Source organism: Acrocarpospora sp. B8E8, assembly GCF_039871605.1.
Taxonomy (GTDB): domain Bacteria; phylum Actinomycetota; class Actinomycetes; order Streptosporangiales; family Streptosporangiaceae; genus Acrocarpospora; species Acrocarpospora macrocephala.
On record NZ_JBDPLV010000035.1, the window covers coordinates 1 to 16,056 of the forward strand.

14 protein-coding genes are annotated in these 16,056 nt (G+C 71.1%); 8 read left to right on the forward strand and 6 right to left on the reverse strand.

The genetic code is table 11. From position 1 onward, the window contains the following. The first annotated feature begins 187 nt into the window (after window positions 1-187). Both ABGB08_RS29710 and ABGB08_RS29715 read left to right on the forward strand, forming a co-directional pair. The gene (locus ABGB08_RS29710; protein ID WP_347596480.1) at window positions 188-331 is read left to right on the forward strand and encodes a hypothetical protein; all 144 of its coding nucleotides are present in this window, start codon (window positions 188-190) and stop codon (window positions 329-331) included. Window positions 332-364: 33 nt separating this feature from the next. Next, window positions 365-1,273, forward strand: a complete 909-nt coding sequence (locus tag ABGB08_RS29715; protein ID WP_347596483.1) for a MerR family transcriptional regulator — start codon at window positions 365-367, stop codon at window positions 1,271-1,273. 7 nt (window positions 1,274-1,280) lie between these two features. Here the strand turns inward: ABGB08_RS29715 and ABGB08_RS29720 are convergent, their stop codons facing one another. Then, entirely contained in the window at window positions 1,281-1,904 is a 624-nt protein-coding gene (locus tag ABGB08_RS29720) for a DsbA family protein (RefSeq protein ID WP_347596486.1), read from the reverse strand. 112 nt (window positions 1,905-2,016) lie between these two features. On the opposite strand from ABGB08_RS29720, the gene ABGB08_RS29725 reads away from it, so the two are divergent. Then, window positions 2,017-3,450, forward strand: a complete 1,434-nt coding sequence (locus ABGB08_RS29725; protein ID WP_347596489.1) for a PLP-dependent aminotransferase family protein — start codon at window positions 2,017-2,019, stop codon at window positions 3,448-3,450. Between the two features lie 21 nt (window positions 3,451-3,471). Here the strand turns inward: ABGB08_RS29725 and ABGB08_RS29730 are convergent, their stop codons facing one another. Next, window positions 3,472-4,098, reverse strand: a complete 627-nt coding sequence (locus tag ABGB08_RS29730; protein ID WP_347596492.1) for a helix-turn-helix domain-containing protein — start codon at window positions 4,096-4,098, stop codon at window positions 3,472-3,474. Between the two features lie 49 nt (window positions 4,099-4,147). Here ABGB08_RS29730 and ABGB08_RS29735 point away from each other — a divergent pair, with 49 nt between their 5' ends. Further along, on the forward strand, window positions 4,148-5,098 hold the full coding sequence (locus ABGB08_RS29735) for an NADP-dependent oxidoreductase (protein WP_347596495.1): 951 nt from the start codon (window positions 4,148-4,150) through the stop codon (window positions 5,096-5,098). A 62-nt stretch (window positions 5,099-5,160) separates the two neighbouring features. Here the strand turns inward: ABGB08_RS29735 and ABGB08_RS29740 are convergent, their stop codons facing one another. Continuing rightward, window positions 5,161-5,886: an alpha/beta fold hydrolase gene (locus ABGB08_RS29740; protein WP_347596498.1), complete on the reverse strand. Its 726-nt coding sequence runs from the start codon at window positions 5,884-5,886 to the stop codon at window positions 5,161-5,163. Window positions 5,887-6,025: 139 nt separating this feature from the next. Between ABGB08_RS29740 and ABGB08_RS29745 the strand changes: the two genes are divergently transcribed. Continuing rightward, window positions 6,026-6,871: a helix-turn-helix transcriptional regulator gene (locus ABGB08_RS29745; protein ID WP_347596501.1), complete on the forward strand. Its 846-nt coding sequence runs from the start codon at window positions 6,026-6,028 to the stop codon at window positions 6,869-6,871. A gap of 32 nt (window positions 6,872-6,903) precedes the next feature. Beyond that, complete coding sequence (locus ABGB08_RS29750; RefSeq protein ID WP_347596504.1) at window positions 6,904-7,869, forward strand: tyrosine-type recombinase/integrase; 966 nt, start codon at window positions 6,904-6,906, stop codon at window positions 7,867-7,869. Window positions 7,870-7,972: 103 nt separating this feature from the next. Here the strand turns inward: ABGB08_RS29750 and ABGB08_RS29755 are convergent, their stop codons facing one another. After that, complete coding sequence (locus ABGB08_RS29755) at window positions 7,973-8,980, reverse strand: helix-turn-helix domain-containing protein (protein ID WP_347596507.1); 1,008 nt, start codon at window positions 8,978-8,980, stop codon at window positions 7,973-7,975. 60 nt (window positions 8,981-9,040) lie between these two features. Here ABGB08_RS29755 and ABGB08_RS29760 point away from each other — a divergent pair, with 60 nt between their 5' ends. Next, window positions 9,041-10,228: an MFS transporter gene (locus ABGB08_RS29760; RefSeq protein WP_347596510.1), complete on the forward strand. Its 1,188-nt coding sequence runs from the start codon at window positions 9,041-9,043 to the stop codon at window positions 10,226-10,228. Here ABGB08_RS29760 and ABGB08_RS29765 read toward each other — a convergent pair. Beyond that, complete coding sequence (locus ABGB08_RS29765) at window positions 10,212-11,840, reverse strand: heme peroxidase family protein (protein ID WP_347596513.1); 1,629 nt, start codon at window positions 11,838-11,840, stop codon at window positions 10,212-10,214. The two genes, ABGB08_RS29760 and ABGB08_RS29765, sit on opposite strands and share 17 nt — an antisense overlap. A 134-nt stretch (window positions 11,841-11,974) precedes the next feature. Continuing rightward, complete coding sequence (locus ABGB08_RS29770) at window positions 11,975-14,623, reverse strand: CHAT domain-containing protein (protein WP_347596516.1); 2,649 nt, start codon at window positions 14,621-14,623, stop codon at window positions 11,975-11,977. Window positions 14,624-14,725: 102 nt separating this feature from the next. Between ABGB08_RS29770 and ABGB08_RS29775 the strand changes: the two genes are divergently transcribed. Then, the gene (locus ABGB08_RS29775) at window positions 14,726-16,042 is read left to right on the forward strand and encodes a S8 family serine peptidase (RefSeq protein ID WP_347596519.1); all 1,317 of its coding nucleotides are present in this window, start codon (window positions 14,726-14,728) and stop codon (window positions 16,040-16,042) included. The last annotated feature ends 14 nt before the right edge of the window (window positions 16,043-16,056 follow it).

A 16,056-nucleotide genomic window follows, 5' to 3' on the forward strand; every position in this document is an offset into this window, starting at 1 on the left:
CCACCTCGCCACGCCACCGGTGATCCCGCAGCCCACCCCCACCCAGCTCGATCTCCTCTATCTCCTCGGGGTGGATCCACGGCAGCTCCGGTGACGATCACAGACCTGCGGAAAACGGGGCTAGGCGTCGCCGAGCGTTGACCCGATCATGACGTGGTGATGGGACTCACCGGTCGATTGTGGAGGTATGGGGACGCATGAACTCGATGATTGTCTGCGGGTGGTGAACGAGGAGATCACCGCCCGGCTCGGCGCGGACGTCGATCGGGCGTGGCGGCTGAAGTTGCAGACCGCGCAGGAGGTCCTCGAAGACCTCATGAAAAACGGTTGAGTCTCCAGTAGGTGGAGGGTTGAGGCTGGATCCGTGAGCGAACGTACCGAGCTGTTCACCATTGGGCAGCTCGCTCGTAGCACCGGGCTGTCGGTGCGTACCATCCGGTTCTGGTCCGATCAAGGTGTGCTGCCCGAGACGCGGCGGTCGGCCGGGGGATACCGGCTGTACGACGTGGCCGCGGTGGCGCGGCTGGAGCTGGTGCGCACGCTTCGGGAGCTGGGGCTGGATCTGGGCACCGTGGTCCGAGTGGTGCGGCGGCAGGAGAGCGTGGCGGCGATCGCCGGCGCGCACGCCGACGCGCTGGACGCCGAGATCCGGGCCCTGCGGCTGAAGCGCGCGGTGCTGCGGTCGATCGCTCGACGAGGAAGCGACGCCGAGGAGATGAGACTGATGCACAAGATGGCCCGGTTGTCCGCGCGCGAGCGGCAGCACCTGATCGACGAATTCGTGGACCGCGCCTTCGCGGGGCTGGATCCGGCCGCGCCCGGGGCGCGGATCGCGGAGGCGATGCGCGCGATGCCGGCCGAATTGCCGGACGAGCCGACCGACGAGCAGGTGGACGCCTGGGTCGAGCTGGCCGAACTGGTCGGCGACGAGGGGTTCCAGCGGCGCGTGCGGGAGATGGCCGAGGCGGGCACGCGGCCGGGCGGGACCGCGCCGGCCGTCGACAGTGAGGCGGTCCTTGAGCACGCGGGGGCCGCGCTCGGCGCGGGGGTGGACCCGGCCTCGCCGCAGGCGCGGCAGGTGGTCGACCTGATCCTCGACCCCGGGCCGGCGGCCGCCGAGCGGCGGGCGCTGGCCGATCAGCTGGCGACCTTCACCGACGTGCGGGTGGAGCGGTACTGGCGGCTGATGGGCGTCCTCAACGGCCACCCGCCGTTCCCGCCGGCCGCGGCCGCGTACGAATGGCTGATCGCGGCCCTGCGGGCGGAACGCTGACCAATGCTCAGTGGAACTCCGGTGATCGGGTTCTGGTCCGCTTCAGCTCGTAGAAGCCGTCGGTGCCCGCCACCAGCAGGACGCCGTCCCAGAGGCGTCCGGCGGCCTCGCCGCGCGGGATGGGGGTGACGACCGGGCCGAAGAAGGCGATCAGCTCGCCGTCCGGGCCTGGGACGTGGATCACCGGAGTGCCGACCTCGTAGCCGACCGGTTCCATGCCGGTGTGGTGGCTGGCCCGCAGCTGCTCGTCGAAGGCGTCGCTGTCCGCGGCGTCGGCGAGATCCTCCGGGAGGCCGAGTTCGGCGAGCACGGCCGCGTACAGGTCGGGGCCGACGGGGATCTTGTCGTGGTGGATGCGGGTGCCGAAGGCGGTGTAGAGGTCGCGCAGGATGTCGCCGCCGTATTTCTGCTCGGCCGCGATGGCGATCCGGACCGGGCCCCAGGCGGTGGTCATGAACTCGCGGTAGCGCTCCGGGAGCTCGTCGCGGCCCTCGTTGAGGACCGCCAGGCTCATCACGTGGAACCGGATCCGCACGTCGCGGACCTGCTCGACCTCCAGCAGCCACCGGGAGGTGATCCACGCCCACGGGCAAACCGGGTCAAACCACATGTCCGCTGTCTTTTCTGGCATATTTCCTCCTGTTGGTGGTGAAATCGGGAGTGATGATCACTTTAATGGGGGTATTGGCTGAGTGTAAGGTCCAATATTGGGAGAAATGATTGGGCCAATGGAGGGGGCGGGCGTGGAGTTCGACGTCGGGCTCAACGGGCGCGGGGACCTGGCCGCGCGGATCTACCGCCAGTTGCTGGACGCGATCCTGGACGGGCGGCTGCGGCCGGGGGAGCGGCTGCCGCCCACCCGGGAGATGGCCACCCGGCTGGGCGTGTCCAGGAACACGGTGACCGTCGCGTACGACCGGCTCACCGCCGAGGGCTTCCTGGTCGGCAAGACCGGCGCGGGCACGTACGTCTGCCCGCGCCACCACATCCACCAGCGCCCCCGGGCCGCGCCCCCCGGCCGGGGCCTGCGGCCGCGGCCGCTGTGGGAGACGCTGGTGCGCGAGGCCGTACCCGTCTCCGCCGGGAAAATCCCCACCAGGTACGACTTCCGCTTCGGCATCCCCGATCCCGCCCTGTTCCCGCTGGAGACCTGGCGCCGGATGGTCGCCCGCGAACTGCGCCGGGCCAACGTCGGCGCCCCCGGATACGCCGACCCCGCCGGGCACCCGGGCCTGCGCGCCGCCATCGCCCGCTACGTGGGCGTCTCCCGGTCGGTACGCGCCGGCGCCGACGACGTCCTGATCACCCAGGGCGCCCAGCAGGCCTTGGACCTCATCGGCCGCGTCCTGATCGAGCCCGGCGACCTGGTCGCCATCGAGGAACCCGGCTACCGCGCCGCTCGCCTGCTCTTCCAGTCCCTCGGCGCCCGCGTCGCCGCCGTCCCCGTAGACGAGGAGGGCTTGGACGTCGCCGCCGTCCCCGACGGCGCCCGGCTGATCTACGTCACACCCTCCCACCAGTTCCCCCTCGGCACCCCCATGTCCGTCTCCCGCCGCGCCGCCCTCCTCACCTGGGCGGCCCGCCACGACGCCGTCATCGTCGAGGACGACTACGACAGCGAGTACCGCTTCGAGGGCCGCCCCCTGGAACCCCTGCAGAGCCTCGACGCCTGCGGCCGCGTCATCTACGTCGGCTCCTTCTCCAAGACCCTCCTCCCCACGCTCCGCCTCGGCTTCCTGATCGCCCCCGCCTCCCTCCAGCCCGCCCTCCGCACCGCCAGGCAACTCACCGACTGGCACGGCGACCCCACCACCCAGGGCGCCCTCGCCGCCTTCATCGACGAGGGCCTCCTCTCCCGCCACATTCGCAAAGCCACCCAGGAGTACGCCGCCCGCCGCGCCGCCATCATCGCCACCCTGCACACCCGCTTCCCCGGCGTCCTCACCCCGATCCCCTCAGCCGCCGGCCTCCACCTGTGCGCCCTCCCGGCCCCTGGCGCCACGGTGGACTTCGACACCGTCGTCTCCCGCGCCCGCGACTCCGGCCTGGCGATCAACAGCATCGCCCCCTTCTACGCCGGCCACCCCCAACCCGGCCTGATCCTCGGCTACGGCCTGATCCACCCCGACAACATCGACAAAGGCCTGGCCCTCCTCGCGGACAGTTTCCCCCCGTAACCCATCCCATTCCCGCTGGTACTAGCGGGCGGAAAGTGGCAGCCGGACGGCCGGCGGAAGCGGCATCGGGACGGGGTTTGCCCGGAATGATTGGATCATCAGCGCGGCGAGGCGGCGCGAGGCCGCCGCTTTCAGCTCGGGTGACTCGGCCCGGATGCCCTCGTTCGCCATCATCGCCAGGATGATGTCCTCCAGGACGAAATCCGGCCGCAGGTCGCCCGCCTCCTTCGCGCGCCGGATGAGCTGGAGCAGCAGGCGCAGCGTGCGGTCGCGGTCCGCGGTGAAGTAGTCGACCGCCGGGGGAAGCCGCGCGGTGAACGCGCGGGAGAAGCCCCGGTCGAGGGCGTGCACCGCCATGAGCTTTTCGATCACCAGGCGGAATCCGCGCCACGGGTCGGCCGCCGCCAGACCCTCCGCGACGATCGCCGAGCAGGTGGCCATCGGCTCGGCGAAGGCTTCGGTGAACAGTGCTTCCTTGGTCGGGAAGTGCCGGTAGACGGTCGCGGCGCCCACCTGCGCGCGCCGGGCGATCTCCCGGATCGGCACGTCGAGGCCCTCGGCGGCGAAGGCCGCGCGGGCGACCGCGAGGATGCGCGCGCGGTTGTCGCGGGCGTCCGAGCGCAGCTTTTGCGTCACTTCGGCCGTCACCACTCTCACTTTAGTCAACCGGACGGGGTGTTCCGTTACGGTGCGGCGCATGAGAGCAGTTCAATTCACTGAGTACGGCCCGCCCGGCGTGGTGCACGTCGCCGAGGTCGAGGAGCCACACGCCGGACCGGGGAAGATCCGCATCGCCGTACGGGCGTCCGGGTTCTCGGCGGGAGAGACGTACATCCGCTCCGGGACGCTGCGTGACGTGGTGCCCACGACGTTCCCGTACCGGACCGGGTTCGACGCCGCGGGCGTGGTGGACGAGGTCGGCGACGGCGTGACGGGCGTCGGCATCGGCGACGAGGTGTTCGGCATGACCACCACGGCCGCGCGCGGCGCCAACGCCGATTACGTGGTCCTGGCCGCCTGGGCGCCCAAACCGGCCGCGTGGAGCTGGGAGGAAGCCGGCGGCGCCGCCGGCAACGTCGAGACGGCCACCCGGGTCCTGGACCGGCTCGCGGTCGGCGCCGGGCACACCGTGCTGGTGCAGGGCGCGGCCGGCGGGGTGGGCACCATCGCCGTCCAGCTGGCGGTCGCCCGCGGCGCCACCGTCATCGGTACGGCCAGCGAGCACAACCACGACTTCCTGCGTTCCCTCGGCGCGGAGCCGGCGACGTACGGGCCGGGGCTCGTCGAACGGATCCGCGCGCTGGCACCGGCCGGAGTGGACGCGGTGTTCGACTGCGCCGGAGGGGCGCTGCCCGACCTCATCGCCATCGCCGGCGATCCGGCGCGCGTGGTGACAATCGCCGACTTCACCGCGGCGGCCCACGGCGTGCACATGTCGCACGGAGCACCGGCCGACGACACGGCCGCGGCCGTCGGAGCCGCCGCCGACCCGATGGCGCTGCACGGCCTCGGCATCGCGGTCGCGCTTGCCGAGCAGGGCCGGCTGCGGGTGCCGGTCGCGGCGGCGTTCCCGCTGGCCGAGGCCGCGGCCGCGCACGAGCTGAGCGAGAGCCGCCACGCCCGCGGAAAAATCGTGCTGGTGAGTTGATCGGGCGCCCGTGGCCGGTCGCGACGACCGGCCACGGCCCCGACGCCGTTCGACGGGCCGGGTCAGCCGAGCTTGAGCAGGAGTCCGGCGAGCTCGACCGGCATGGTGATCATGCAGTCGTGGCCGGTCGCCAATTCCCACACCTGTGCTGGGGTGCCGTTGGGCTGCATCGCGGGGACGGGTCGCCGGGCAATGCCCTCCGGCACGCCGACAACGCAGTGGATGTGCGTCCGCGGGATCGTGTTCACGGCGGGGTTGTCCAGCCGGACCGGTTGCTGGAGGCAGCGCACCGACTGATCCGACAGCATCGTGCGCAGCCAGGCGACGTCCGCCGGATCGGTGACTCCGAACAGACCCGAGGGCGCCGGCATCTCGGGTAGCGGCGGAACCCGCCAGTCGATGCCGGACTTCGCGGCGCGGTCGATCATGACCTGGGTCACGGGTTGGACATCGGCCGCGCTCTCGCCGTCCTCCGGGACCATCGCGTCGAGGTAGACCAAATGTGCGATCCGATCCGGGACCTGGTTGGCCGCGGACGAGATGACCAGCCCGGCGTAGCTGTGTCCCACGAGTACCACCTCGGTGAGGTCGTCCTCGGTGATCAGCCTGACGATGTCATCGACGTGCGTGTCAAGCCCTACCTCGCGGCTGAGCAGATGCGCCTTGTCGCCGTGGCCGGTCAGCGACGGCGCGACCACCCGATGTCCGGCCGACGCCAGCAACGGGACCACCCGCTCCCAGCACTGTCCGCTATGCCAGGCACCGTGTACCAGCAAATATGTTGACATGGTTCGCTCCTTGCTGTGCTTGTCCGCGTTGAGCCGCTGACCAGGCTGCCGTCCAGGTTTTGACCCGAGCCAGGGCCCCTGCGCTCCTGGGGGTGACGGGACCAGGCACGCGCGCGGTCGCGCGAAATACAGTGAAGAGATGAGCGGCGAACCGAACCTGCTGGGCGATTACGTGCGCGCCCGCCGTGAGCTCGTCACCCCTGAACAGGCCGGTATTCCCGCTTGGGGGGTACGGCGCGTGCCGGGCCTGCGCCGGGAAGAGGTCGCGATGCTCGCCGGCATCAGCGCCGACTACTACCTGCGCCTGGAACAGGGCCGCGACCGCAACCCCTCCGTGCAGGTCCTCGAGTCCCTCGCCCGCGTGCTGCAACTCGACGACGACGCGACGGCATACCTGCTCCGCCTTGGCGCCGACAAACCCCGGCGGCGCCGGCGCCGGCAGGAGACCGTCCCTCCGGGCGTCGCCAAGCTCGTCGCCACGCTCCCGCTACCCGCGTACGTCGAGGGCCGCTACTTCGACGTCCTCGCCGCCAACGCCCTGGCGACCGCTCTGTCACCGCGCCTCGCGGCGGGAGCCAACCGCCTGCGGGACGTGTTCCTCGACCCCGCCGAGCAGGCCCTCTACCCGGACTGGGAGAACGCCGCCATGGGCATGGTCGCCGGCTTCCGCGAGTCCGTCGGCACCGACACGGACGACCCCCGATTCATCGAGCTCGTCGGCGAGCTCTCCCTCGCCAGCTCCCGCTTCAGCCGGCTCTGGGCCCGCCACGACGTAGAGGCGTGCGAAGGCGCACCCAAGCACATCGACCACCCCCAGGTCGGCGGCCTGCAGCTGAACCGGGAGAGGCTGGGCATCGGCGGCACGGCGGGCCAGACGCTCGTCGTCTACCACCCGGACCCCGGCACCGACAGCGCCGACAAACTCGCACTCCTCGCCTCCGCCATAGGCACAACCGCCGGCGAACAGGCACGAGCGGATGCCTGAGCGGGCGGGTGCTGATCAGTAGAATGCGCGGGGTGACGACGGTTCCTGAGCGCATCATCGATGGCACGATCGCGGCTACCGGCGACCTGCCGCCGCTGCTGGATCGCCTGAAGAAAGCGTGGCTGGTCTCGTTCACCTCGCCGCACACCCGGGCCGCGTACGGCACCGACCTGGACCAGTGGTTCGCCTTCTGCGCCGCCCACGACCTCAACCCCCTCCAGGCGGCCCGCGTGCACGGGGACGCCTTCGCCCGCTGGCTCGACGCGGGGCCCGCCCCGACCGCCCCGCGCACCCTCGCCCGCAAACTCTCCGCGATCTCCAGCTGGTACGGCTACGCCACCGAGGAAGGCGTGCTCCCCGCCAACCCGTTCGCCAGAGTCCGCCGCCCCAAGGTCGAACGATTCCAATCAGAAACCGTCGGCCTCACCGAGGACGAGGCCCGCGCCATGGTCGCCGCCGCCGATGCCGTCCCGGGCCCGACCGGCCCGCGCACGGCCGCGTTCATCCGCCTCATGATCGAACTAGGGCCCCGCGTGTCGGAGGCCCTCGCCGCCACGATCGCCGACCTCGGCCACCAGCGCGGCCACCGCACCCTGCGCATCGTCGGCAAAGGCCAGAAAACCCGGGTGCGCAACCTGCCTCCCGCCACCGCGGCCGCCATCGACGCCTACCTGGAGTCCCGCGCCGCCGCCGCCGGGATCCCCGTCGCCCAGCTCACGGGTCCCCTGTTCGCGACCGCCTCCGGCCGGGCGCTCGACCGTACCGACGCCTACCGCCTGGTGATCCGGGTCGCCAAAGCCGCCGGTCTGGAGGCCAAGGTCACCCCGCACTCCCTCCGGCACACCTTCGCCACCGTGGCCAGCGACCGCGGCGCCTCGGTCAAGCAGCTCCAGCACGCGTTGGGCCACGCCAGCTCCGCCACCACCGACATCTACATCCACGCCCGCGACCAGCTGGAACGCGACCCCTCCCAGCTCGTCGCCGCCGTCATCGGCTGAAAGACAGGGGTCCACAACGGGGAGATTCCGGTGCGGGAGTGGACCTGTGCGTTGACAGGGAAACACGGTTGCATAGCGCGTGGGAGAACACCCGGCGCGGTGCTTAGGTGGACGGCCTGGGCATCGCGCCACACAACGCCCCCTGACCAGCGGACGATTGAACGAGGACCGCGCCCGCGTCCGTACGGAAATACAGGACAGATCGCCCCGATCGGCGGCGCTGGATCAGCCCGGCGTCCAGCAGGATCTTGAGGTGGCGGCCGACGGAGCCCAGCCCCTGGCCGGTCAGCGCGACCAGATGCGAGGTGCTCTTCGGCGTGTCCAGCAGCGTCAGGACGTGCGCCCGCCCCGCGCCGATCAGCCGCGCCAGGGCGTCCGGGGGCCGCGCCGGTTCGGGTTCGGCGAGCGGGCCCGAACACGGATAGACGACGCAGAACCGCCGCCCGCTGCCCCAGGACACCCACCCCCAGCGCGGCGTCACCGGAACGAACATCAGCCGGGCGTCCGTCACGTCTCGCGGCGGATAGTCGTGGGTGTTGATCTGCAGGCGGTTGTCGCCCAGCCAGCGCATGCCCGGACGCATGTCGTCCAGCGCCGCCGCCCACCCGCCCTGCCCGAGATGCCTGGTACGCGCGACGATATCGGCCTCAAGAATGCGCCGCCGCCTCGGCCAGTACGGCAGCACGGTCTCCGCCCACACCCATTCCAGCAGGTCGGCCGCGCGGTCGGCGAGATCGTCGCGCCGGAGCGCCGCCGGCAGGGGGCGGCGCAGGCACACCTCCAGGTCGGCGTGGACGACGTCGGGAGGCGTGCGCCGCACCCGGCCGATCTCGTCGAGGAAGGCGGGGTCGCCATCGCCCGGCGGGGTCGGGGTGAGGAAGTCGGCGATCCAGTTGCGTCCCTCGGCCGCCCGCAGCAGCAGCGCGGTGATCGGGTCGCCGGCCAGGCGGGCCTGGTAGGCGGGGGAGTGGGCGTCCAGCCACGCGCGGTCGCCCGGGTGCGTGGCCCTGCCCTTCTGCAGGGCGAACATGCACGAGGTGGTTTCGGCCGCCGCCGAGACCATGAACCGGCTACCCGCCATCGTGTCCGCGTTGACCTGCCACAACCCCATTGTTTCGCCTCCCCGCGAAACAATAACGCCCGCGCGCGGGCCCCCCGGAGACTTCCCGTCATGCGCACCTATGGGGATCTTTTCCGCGTCCCCGAATTCAAGGCCCTCTTCTCCGTCGTATCCCTGCAGATCGCCGCCTCCACCGTCAGCGGCCTGGCCCTCGGCGTGCTCGTCTACACCGCCACCAGTTCGCCGTTGCTGTCCGCCCTGAGCATGTTCGGCCCATCCTTCGCGCAGATGATCGGCGCGCTCGCCCTGCTGTCGGCGGCCGACCGCCTGCCGCCCCGCGCCGCCATGATCGCCCTCGCCCTCACCTTCGCCCTCGGCACGGCCGCCGTGGCCATCCCGGGCCTGCCCGTCTGGGCGATCTTCGCGATCATCTTCCTGCTCGGTCTGGCCGCCTCCATCGGCGGCGGCGTACGTTTCGGCCTCCTCAACGAGATCCTCCCCAAGGACGGCTACCTGCTCGGCCGCGCCACGATCAACATGTCCGTCGGCATCCAGCAGATCGTCGGATACGCCATCGGCGGCCTGCTCGTCACCTTCCTGGCCCCCGCCCTCACCCTCCTCACCGGCGCGTCCCTCTACCTGCTCGCCGCCGCCACCGCCCGCCTCGGCCTGACCGCCAGGCCGCCCCGCGCCACCGGCCGCCCCTCGATCCCCGAAACCTGGCGCACCAACCGAGTCCTCTGGTCGTCCGGATCGCACCGGTCCCTCTACCTCGCGTTGTGGGTCCCCAACGGCTTGATCGTCGGCTGCGAGTCCCTCTTCGTCGCCTTCGATCCCGCCCACGCGGGCGTGCTGTTCGCCTTCGCCGCCTTCGGCATGCTCCTCGGCGACATCGCCGCGGGCCGCTTCCTCCCACCTCACTGGCGCGTACGGCTAGGCGCCCCCCTCCGCCTCCTGCTCGCCATCCCCTACTTGATCTTCTTCCTGCACCCGTCCTTGCCCTTCGCCGTGGCCGCCGTCGCCCTCGCCTCCATCGGCTTCTCCGCCAGCCTGCTCCTCCAGGAACGCCTGCTGGCCCTCACCCCGGAGTCCATCTCCGGCCAGGCCCTCGGCCTGCAATCCTCCGGCCTGACCACCATGCAGGGCATCGGCGCCGCCCTGGCCGGGACGATCGCCCAGCTCACCACCCCGGCCACCGCGATGGGCGTCATGGCCTGCGCCTCCGTCATCGTCACCCTGCTCCTGGCCGCCGGCCTGCGCTCGGCCTACCGCGAGGTCGCGGTCACCCAACCCGGTTGAGCAGCTCACTCCGATTCCCGAACGCGTAGATCAGGAGATGCGGCATGCCGAATGTCCCCGGCTCCAGGCCGAGGGTCGGCCGCCAGGAGGGCTCGCGCACGATCGAGTGGCGGCTGCCCTCCATGGCCCGGTGGAACACCTCGGCGACGATCCGGCCGCCGACACCGGTGAGGCGCCCGCCGTTGATCTCCGCCTCCCGCAGGATGTAGAACCACAGCGGCGTGTTCGCGAGCAGCGCCTGCTGATCCTCTCCGGGGAGACCGGTGAGGTCGGCGCCGCCGGACCCGACCAGGATCTCCGCGTCGGTCAGCGCCTTCACGCCGAGGAGCGCGGCCGCCCGCTGGCCGCTCGCCAGATTGACCGTGGTCGCCCGCATGAGATTGCGGAAGGCGAGGTTGCGCTCCCGGGCGCTGACGCTCACGCCGGGGGTCGCGCCGAAGGTGGCCGGTGGGAGCCTGCGCAGGAAATCGACCACCAGCGTGTCGATGCGCTTGGCGAAGTTGAACTCGGTAGCGGAGCGGTGGAACGCGGCATCGGCGCCGGGCACCGTGGTCAGGTCGAACAGCCGGCAGTAGTCGGCGATCCAGTCCGAGGGAACCGAGACGTCGAAGGTCCGGTCGCCGCCCGTGCCGGAGAATTTGAAGAGCAGCTCCAGAGTCGCCTGGGCCCGATGTCTCGGAGTCGCCGGGTCGCTGTTGAAGACGCTGTTCCATTCGTACCGGTCGCGGACCATGCTGTGCCCGAAACGGAAAGCGGCCATGGAGAACTCGACCGGCATCGTGGGGGTGTCGCCGGGCTGGGCGGAGGTCTCGAAGAACCTCCGGCCGTAGGTGAAGACCTCGTCGACGATCGCGGGGTCGACGATCCTCGGCAGGTAGTCGTGCCGGATCAGCCATTGGTAGTGCTTCACCACCACTTCGCGCACCGTCTCGAAGAGCGTCACGCTGGGCGTGCCGGCCTCCGCGAGATCGGCCACCACTTTGTTGTGGAACCGGATGAAGGCCAGGTGGATCTGCGCCACCGCGAGGTTCTCGTCGTTGCGGTGGTCGGGGATGAGCGCGGTGCCCTGGCCCGCGACGGGAACCTCGCGCCGCGGCAGGTCGAAGCCATCCAGCGCGGGCATGTCGCCCCCGGCGATGTTCTTCCCCATGAGCAGCCGGACGCCGTCGGAGGCGTAGAGCCCGGCACTGTCCGGGTGCGCCGGGCCCAGCCCGTAGAGCGAGTCCAGGTCCAGCGCGGGCGAACGCCCCTGAAGGAGCTCGTCCACTGTGATCTTCGAGTTGAGAGACCCGGACGTGAGGTCCTTGGTGATTTCATGGTCGGTGTGCTGCCCCAGATAGGTGTAGCCCGCGGGGATGGCACTGTTGGGCTGGCTGTCGATCTCGGCCTGATCCTGTACGGTCATCGCGTCGGCCAGCCGCCCCAGCAGATCCTCGGACAGGGCGGGACCGGTTCCGTCCGCCCCGGAGAGATCGGGTGCCAGCAGGCGGGAGAAGCGGAACTGCCGTATCTCGTCTCTCGTCGAAGGGCGCACGCACGAGGGAGCTCCTCGCTTGCCGCGGTACACGCCCTCGTTCACCACGTAGTACTCGTCGCGTTGATGACGTTCCATTTCCCGGTTTCCCTACTTCCGTGAGGTGGAGCCGGAGAATTCATCGGAACCCGGCTCTTTCCGTGTCGAATCCGCTCGCACTAGACACAGAGCCGGGTGGTCCGCCATCTGATACACGCCCCGTGGCGACCGGGTTACGGCGTTACGGCGCGGTCGGCCCCGATGCAGACGAACGCGGCCGCCAGCGCACCGGCTTGGGCGTCCTCTCCCGCGATCTGCCGCTGGGTCTGCGCGAGCGCCGCCGCGACGGAATGCCCGGCGGCCAGCAGCTTGTGCAGAGCGATCATGAGGGTGGTGGTCTCGGCGTCGAGAACTGACAGGACCGGCGCCACGATCGCGCGCGTGCCGAGCGCGAGGAAGGTCGCGCTCAGCCCCAGCAGCTCATCCCCCGCGCGGACGACGAAACGCCCGCTGTCGCAGGCGGCCAGCACCAGCACCTGCGGCGGGCGGCGCAGGCGTTCCAGGTCGTAGATGGTCAGCGGGCCGTCCGCCAGGCGCAGGGAGGAGAACAAGGGGTTCGTCGCGTGCAGGCGGCCATGGGCCGCCAGATGGGCCAGCCCGGCGCCGTCCAGCGCGGCCAGCACCGCCTCCGTGCTCGCCGCCTCGCCCACCAGCGGCGGTACGGCGTGGATCGAGGCGACCGCCTCGACCTCGGCGCGGGCCCCCGGCAGGTCAGGTCCCGCGGCCGCGATCGTCGGCCCGTCCACCGGCCGCCCCCTGGTGCTGGCGTGCCACAGGGTCGCCGACGGCGACAGGGTGACCGTACGTCCGGCGCAGGAGGGCAGGATCGACCAGGGCATCGCCTGCAGCGGACCGCTCGGGATCAGCACCACGGGCCGGTCGCGGATCTCGGCCTCCAGCGGGCGCAGCAGGGCCGCGTCCAGCCGGGCGGCGGCGTGTTCCAGGAGCATCGCGGCGGCGGAGCGGCCGGCGGAGCTGGTGCGGTGCCGGGCCAGCCGCCGCAGCGCGAACGGCACCCGATCGATGGTCTCGCGGATCGGCGGCAAGGGCCCCAGCCGGTGCAGCCGGACCCGGCCGTCGGCCACGGTGACCGCGTACAGCAGGTCGTCGAGGTGAACGTACTCGACCAGCGCGGCGTCATCGAGGTCGGCCGACAGTTCGCCGGGCCGTACCGGACTGGCCCGCACCTGGGGAGATTCGCCGGCCTGCCGGCGGCTGTGGTCGCGGATCTCCCGTTCGAGCGCGAGCTGCCGCTTGGCCAGGCCACCAGGGCTTTGTCCGGCGGTACGTGCTTCACCGATCTCGGTGACGACGACCCTCAGCTGCGCCATGGCCTCGGCCAGGCCGGGATCATCCGGCGGCCGCGCGGGCCGCATGAGCAGGTGCCTGGCCCTGCCCTGCTCCGCCCAGGCCAGGACCTGGGCGGGGTCGCCGTCCTGCAGGGCCAGCCGGAGCCCGGCCTCCGCCACTTCCACCCGGAATCCGGAGGCGTGCGCGCGCAGGTCGGTGGCCCGCAGGGTCGCCCCGTGCTCGTCGTGCACGCGCAGCGCCGTGCGGATCGCGCTTCTGGCGCCACGCCGGTCGCCGCGGGCCAGCCGGAGCAGAGCCTCCGCGTGCCAGGCCCGGATCCGCAGCAGGGCCGGGCCGCGATGGCGCCGCCGGGCGGCCGGCTCCAGTTGCTCGCGGGCGCGCCCGGCCTGGCCCCGCTCCGCGGCGAGGCCGGCCGCCAGCATCCGCGCCTCCACGCCGGTGAGCGCCCAGCCCGAGCTTTCCAGCGCGTCCGCGCACCGCTCGATCTGCGCTACGGTCACGCCTTCGCCGCCGGTTCTGGCGATCGACGCCCGCACGGCCACGAAGCGGGCCATCGCCACCCAGTCCGGGCGGCGCTGCCGGGCGAAGTCGCGGGCCGCCCGGCGCGCCACCTCCGCCGAGGCGGCATGCTCGCCGCTCAGATAGGCCGTACGGGCCAGGACCAGGCGTGCCTCCGGCAGGCCGATGGCGCGCCGCCTGAGCTCGAACTCGGCGACCGCCTCCTGGGCGGCCTCGGCCGCCTCGGCGATCAGGCCGGCCGAGAGCAGCAGCTCGGCTCGGTCGACGAGAGTCCAGCACAGCTGGTGGGTGCCCAGGGCGCGGAACCGGCGCTCGGCGAAATCCAGCCGCAGCAGCGCGGTGGGGACATCCCCGCGCATCGCGCTGACCCAGCCACGATTCTGCTGCACGATGGCCATGGAGAGATCGAGGTTCAGCCGTTCGCAGTGCGCCTCGGCTTCGGCCAGATCCGTCTCCGCGGCCGCGAACTCGTGCCGGTAGCCATGGATGATCCCGCGGTTGGACAGCACCCGCTGCAGCCAGAGGCGGTCCCCGTCCCGCCGCAGGACCGGGACCGCGGTGCGGTAGCAGGCCAGCGCCTCCTCCGGCCGCTTGAGGAAGTTGAAGATCACGCCTCGCTGCGCCTCCGCGCGGGCCCGGCCGGATCCCCGCAGATCGCTCATCGCCCTGTCGATCTCCGTCATGGCCTGCTGGATGTGCCCGCGTACGCAGCAGACGAACGCCAGCCGTAACCGGGCCTCCGCCGCCAGCTCCGGCGCCCGCGCCCGAGCGGCCAGCTGAATCGCGGCTCTGAGGTGGCGGGTCGCGACGTCGAGGCTAGTGACGTGGAAGGCGGCGACGCCCATGGCCCGGGTCGCGACCGAGGCGAGCGCGAAGTCGCCGCCCGCCTTGGCCCGGCCGGCGACACCGGACGCCACGACCATCAGCCGCGCCGGATCATCCTCCGCCTGCCGCAGCATTTCGGCCGCCGTATCCAAAGCGCTGATGTCCATCCCAGCAGTTTGTCGCGGAGTCCCGCCGCTGTGATGTATCAGCCGGGCGACAAACACTCTCTATATCGGGAGACGCCGCACTCGCAAAGAAGGGACAGTCGCGTGGCAGCCGAGATATCCCGGATCGCACGTCGGGCGACCGAGTCGTTCCATGTCGATCAGATCGTGGTGGACCTGAAAGTGCAGGGTCTTGTGCGACAAGAGCTGCTCGGCCTGGGAATCACCCTCCCGGTCCAGGAACACAACGATGCGCTTGGGCTCACGAGGTTCGAACTGGACGGGCTTGACCAGGCCATGGCGAGCCTGCAGACCAGGGCGGACCTCAAAGAGAGAATGGAGAAGGCGGGGGGAAAGACGTACGCCGGAGTCGCGATCACTCCGCTGGACGAGCTGTTGTTCCACCTCCGCGAGGAATTCGCCGGAAAACATTTCGGCTGGTACCCGGCGATGGCGAAGAACCGGATGTGCGAAAGCATTGAGGCCGCGCCGTACCACGGTGGCAGCTTCGGCCACCCGAAAAGAGCTCCCGCGTTTAGACTGCCGCCTCAAACGCCGCAACGGGATCGCCGGATACGCATCGGCGTGTTCGATACCCGGCTGTTTCCCCACCCCGGCCTGGACGGTCGGTACGTCTCGGCACCGGATGTCCTCATCGAGCAAGAAGAGGGAAAGTTGCTGCCCTCGTTCGCCGGGCACTGCCTGCTGATCTGCTCGATCGCCGCCGAGCGGGCGCCGGAGGCGGAATTCGTCATCAAGCCGGTGCTCGACGAGCGAACCCTCCTCACCACGACGTGGGAGGTGGCCAAGGCCATGGTCGAGAGCTTGAAGGACGACCTCGACATCTTCGTCCTCGCCCTGGGCGGCACCTCGGCCGACGGGCAGGAACCCCTGGTGTTGCAGCGCGCCTGCGAACGTACCGCCGGCGTGGTGAAGGTGGCGGCTCTCGGCAACCACGCTGACCTGCCGGAATCAAGCCCGCGCAAGCCTCCCGCCGGGACACCCATGTGGCCGGCCGCCAGCTCCACCGTGATCGCGGTCGGCGCGGACGACGCCACTGGTGACGACGCCCCTGCTCACGAGGCCTTCTTCTCTCCCAGACTGGACCAGGCAGTCTGGGCCGATGTCATGGCGCCGGGAGTCGACAGACGTGGCCTGTTCCTGCCCGGCGACGTGCAACTGGTGACCGTGGACGACGCCCAGGGCCGGATGGTCGATGTGCCCAAGACCGAGAACTTCGGCGAAGGCGGCGAAGGCTACGCGACGTGGAGTGGAAGCTCTTTCGCCACCGCGTACGTGGCGGGCTACCTCGCGGGACAGGGCGGATCCGGGGGTTCCGCCGTCGCGGAGGAGGCGAACAAGCTGTTCTCCTCAGCGCGAGTGATATCCAGCCCGCAGGACGTCAGGGTGGTTCGACGATAACGAACTGACGGTGC

Coding starts and splice junctions, on each gene's coding strand:
- ABGB08_RS29760 (WP_347596510.1), top strand. CDS start 9,041: ATGCGCACCTATGGGGATCTTTTCCGCGTCCCCGAATTCAAGGCCCTC.
- ABGB08_RS29735 (WP_347596495.1), top strand. CDS start 4,148: ATGAGAGCAGTTCAATTCACTGAGTACGGCCCGCCCGGCGTGGTGCAC.
- ABGB08_RS29745 (WP_347596501.1), top strand. CDS start 6,026: ATGAGCGGCGAACCGAACCTGCTGGGCGATTACGTGCGCGCCCGCCGT.
- ABGB08_RS29765 (WP_347596513.1), bottom strand. CDS start 11,840: ATGGAACGTCATCAACGCGACGAGTACTACGTGGTGAACGAGGGCGTG.
- ABGB08_RS29740 (WP_347596498.1), bottom strand. CDS start 5,886: ATGTCAACATATTTGCTGGTACACGGTGCCTGGCATAGCGGACAGTGC.
- ABGB08_RS29770 (WP_347596516.1), bottom strand. CDS start 14,623: ATGGACATCAGCGCTTTGGATACGGCGGCCGAAATGCTGCGGCAGGCG.
- ABGB08_RS29710 (WP_347596480.1), top strand. CDS start 188: ATGGGGACGCATGAACTCGATGATTGTCTGCGGGTGGTGAACGAGGAG.
- ABGB08_RS29755 (WP_347596507.1), bottom strand. CDS start 8,980: ATGGGGTTGTGGCAGGTCAACGCGGACACGATGGCGGGTAGCCGGTTC.
- ABGB08_RS29720 (WP_347596486.1), bottom strand. CDS start 1,904: ATGCCAGAAAAGACAGCGGACATGTGGTTTGACCCGGTTTGCCCGTGG.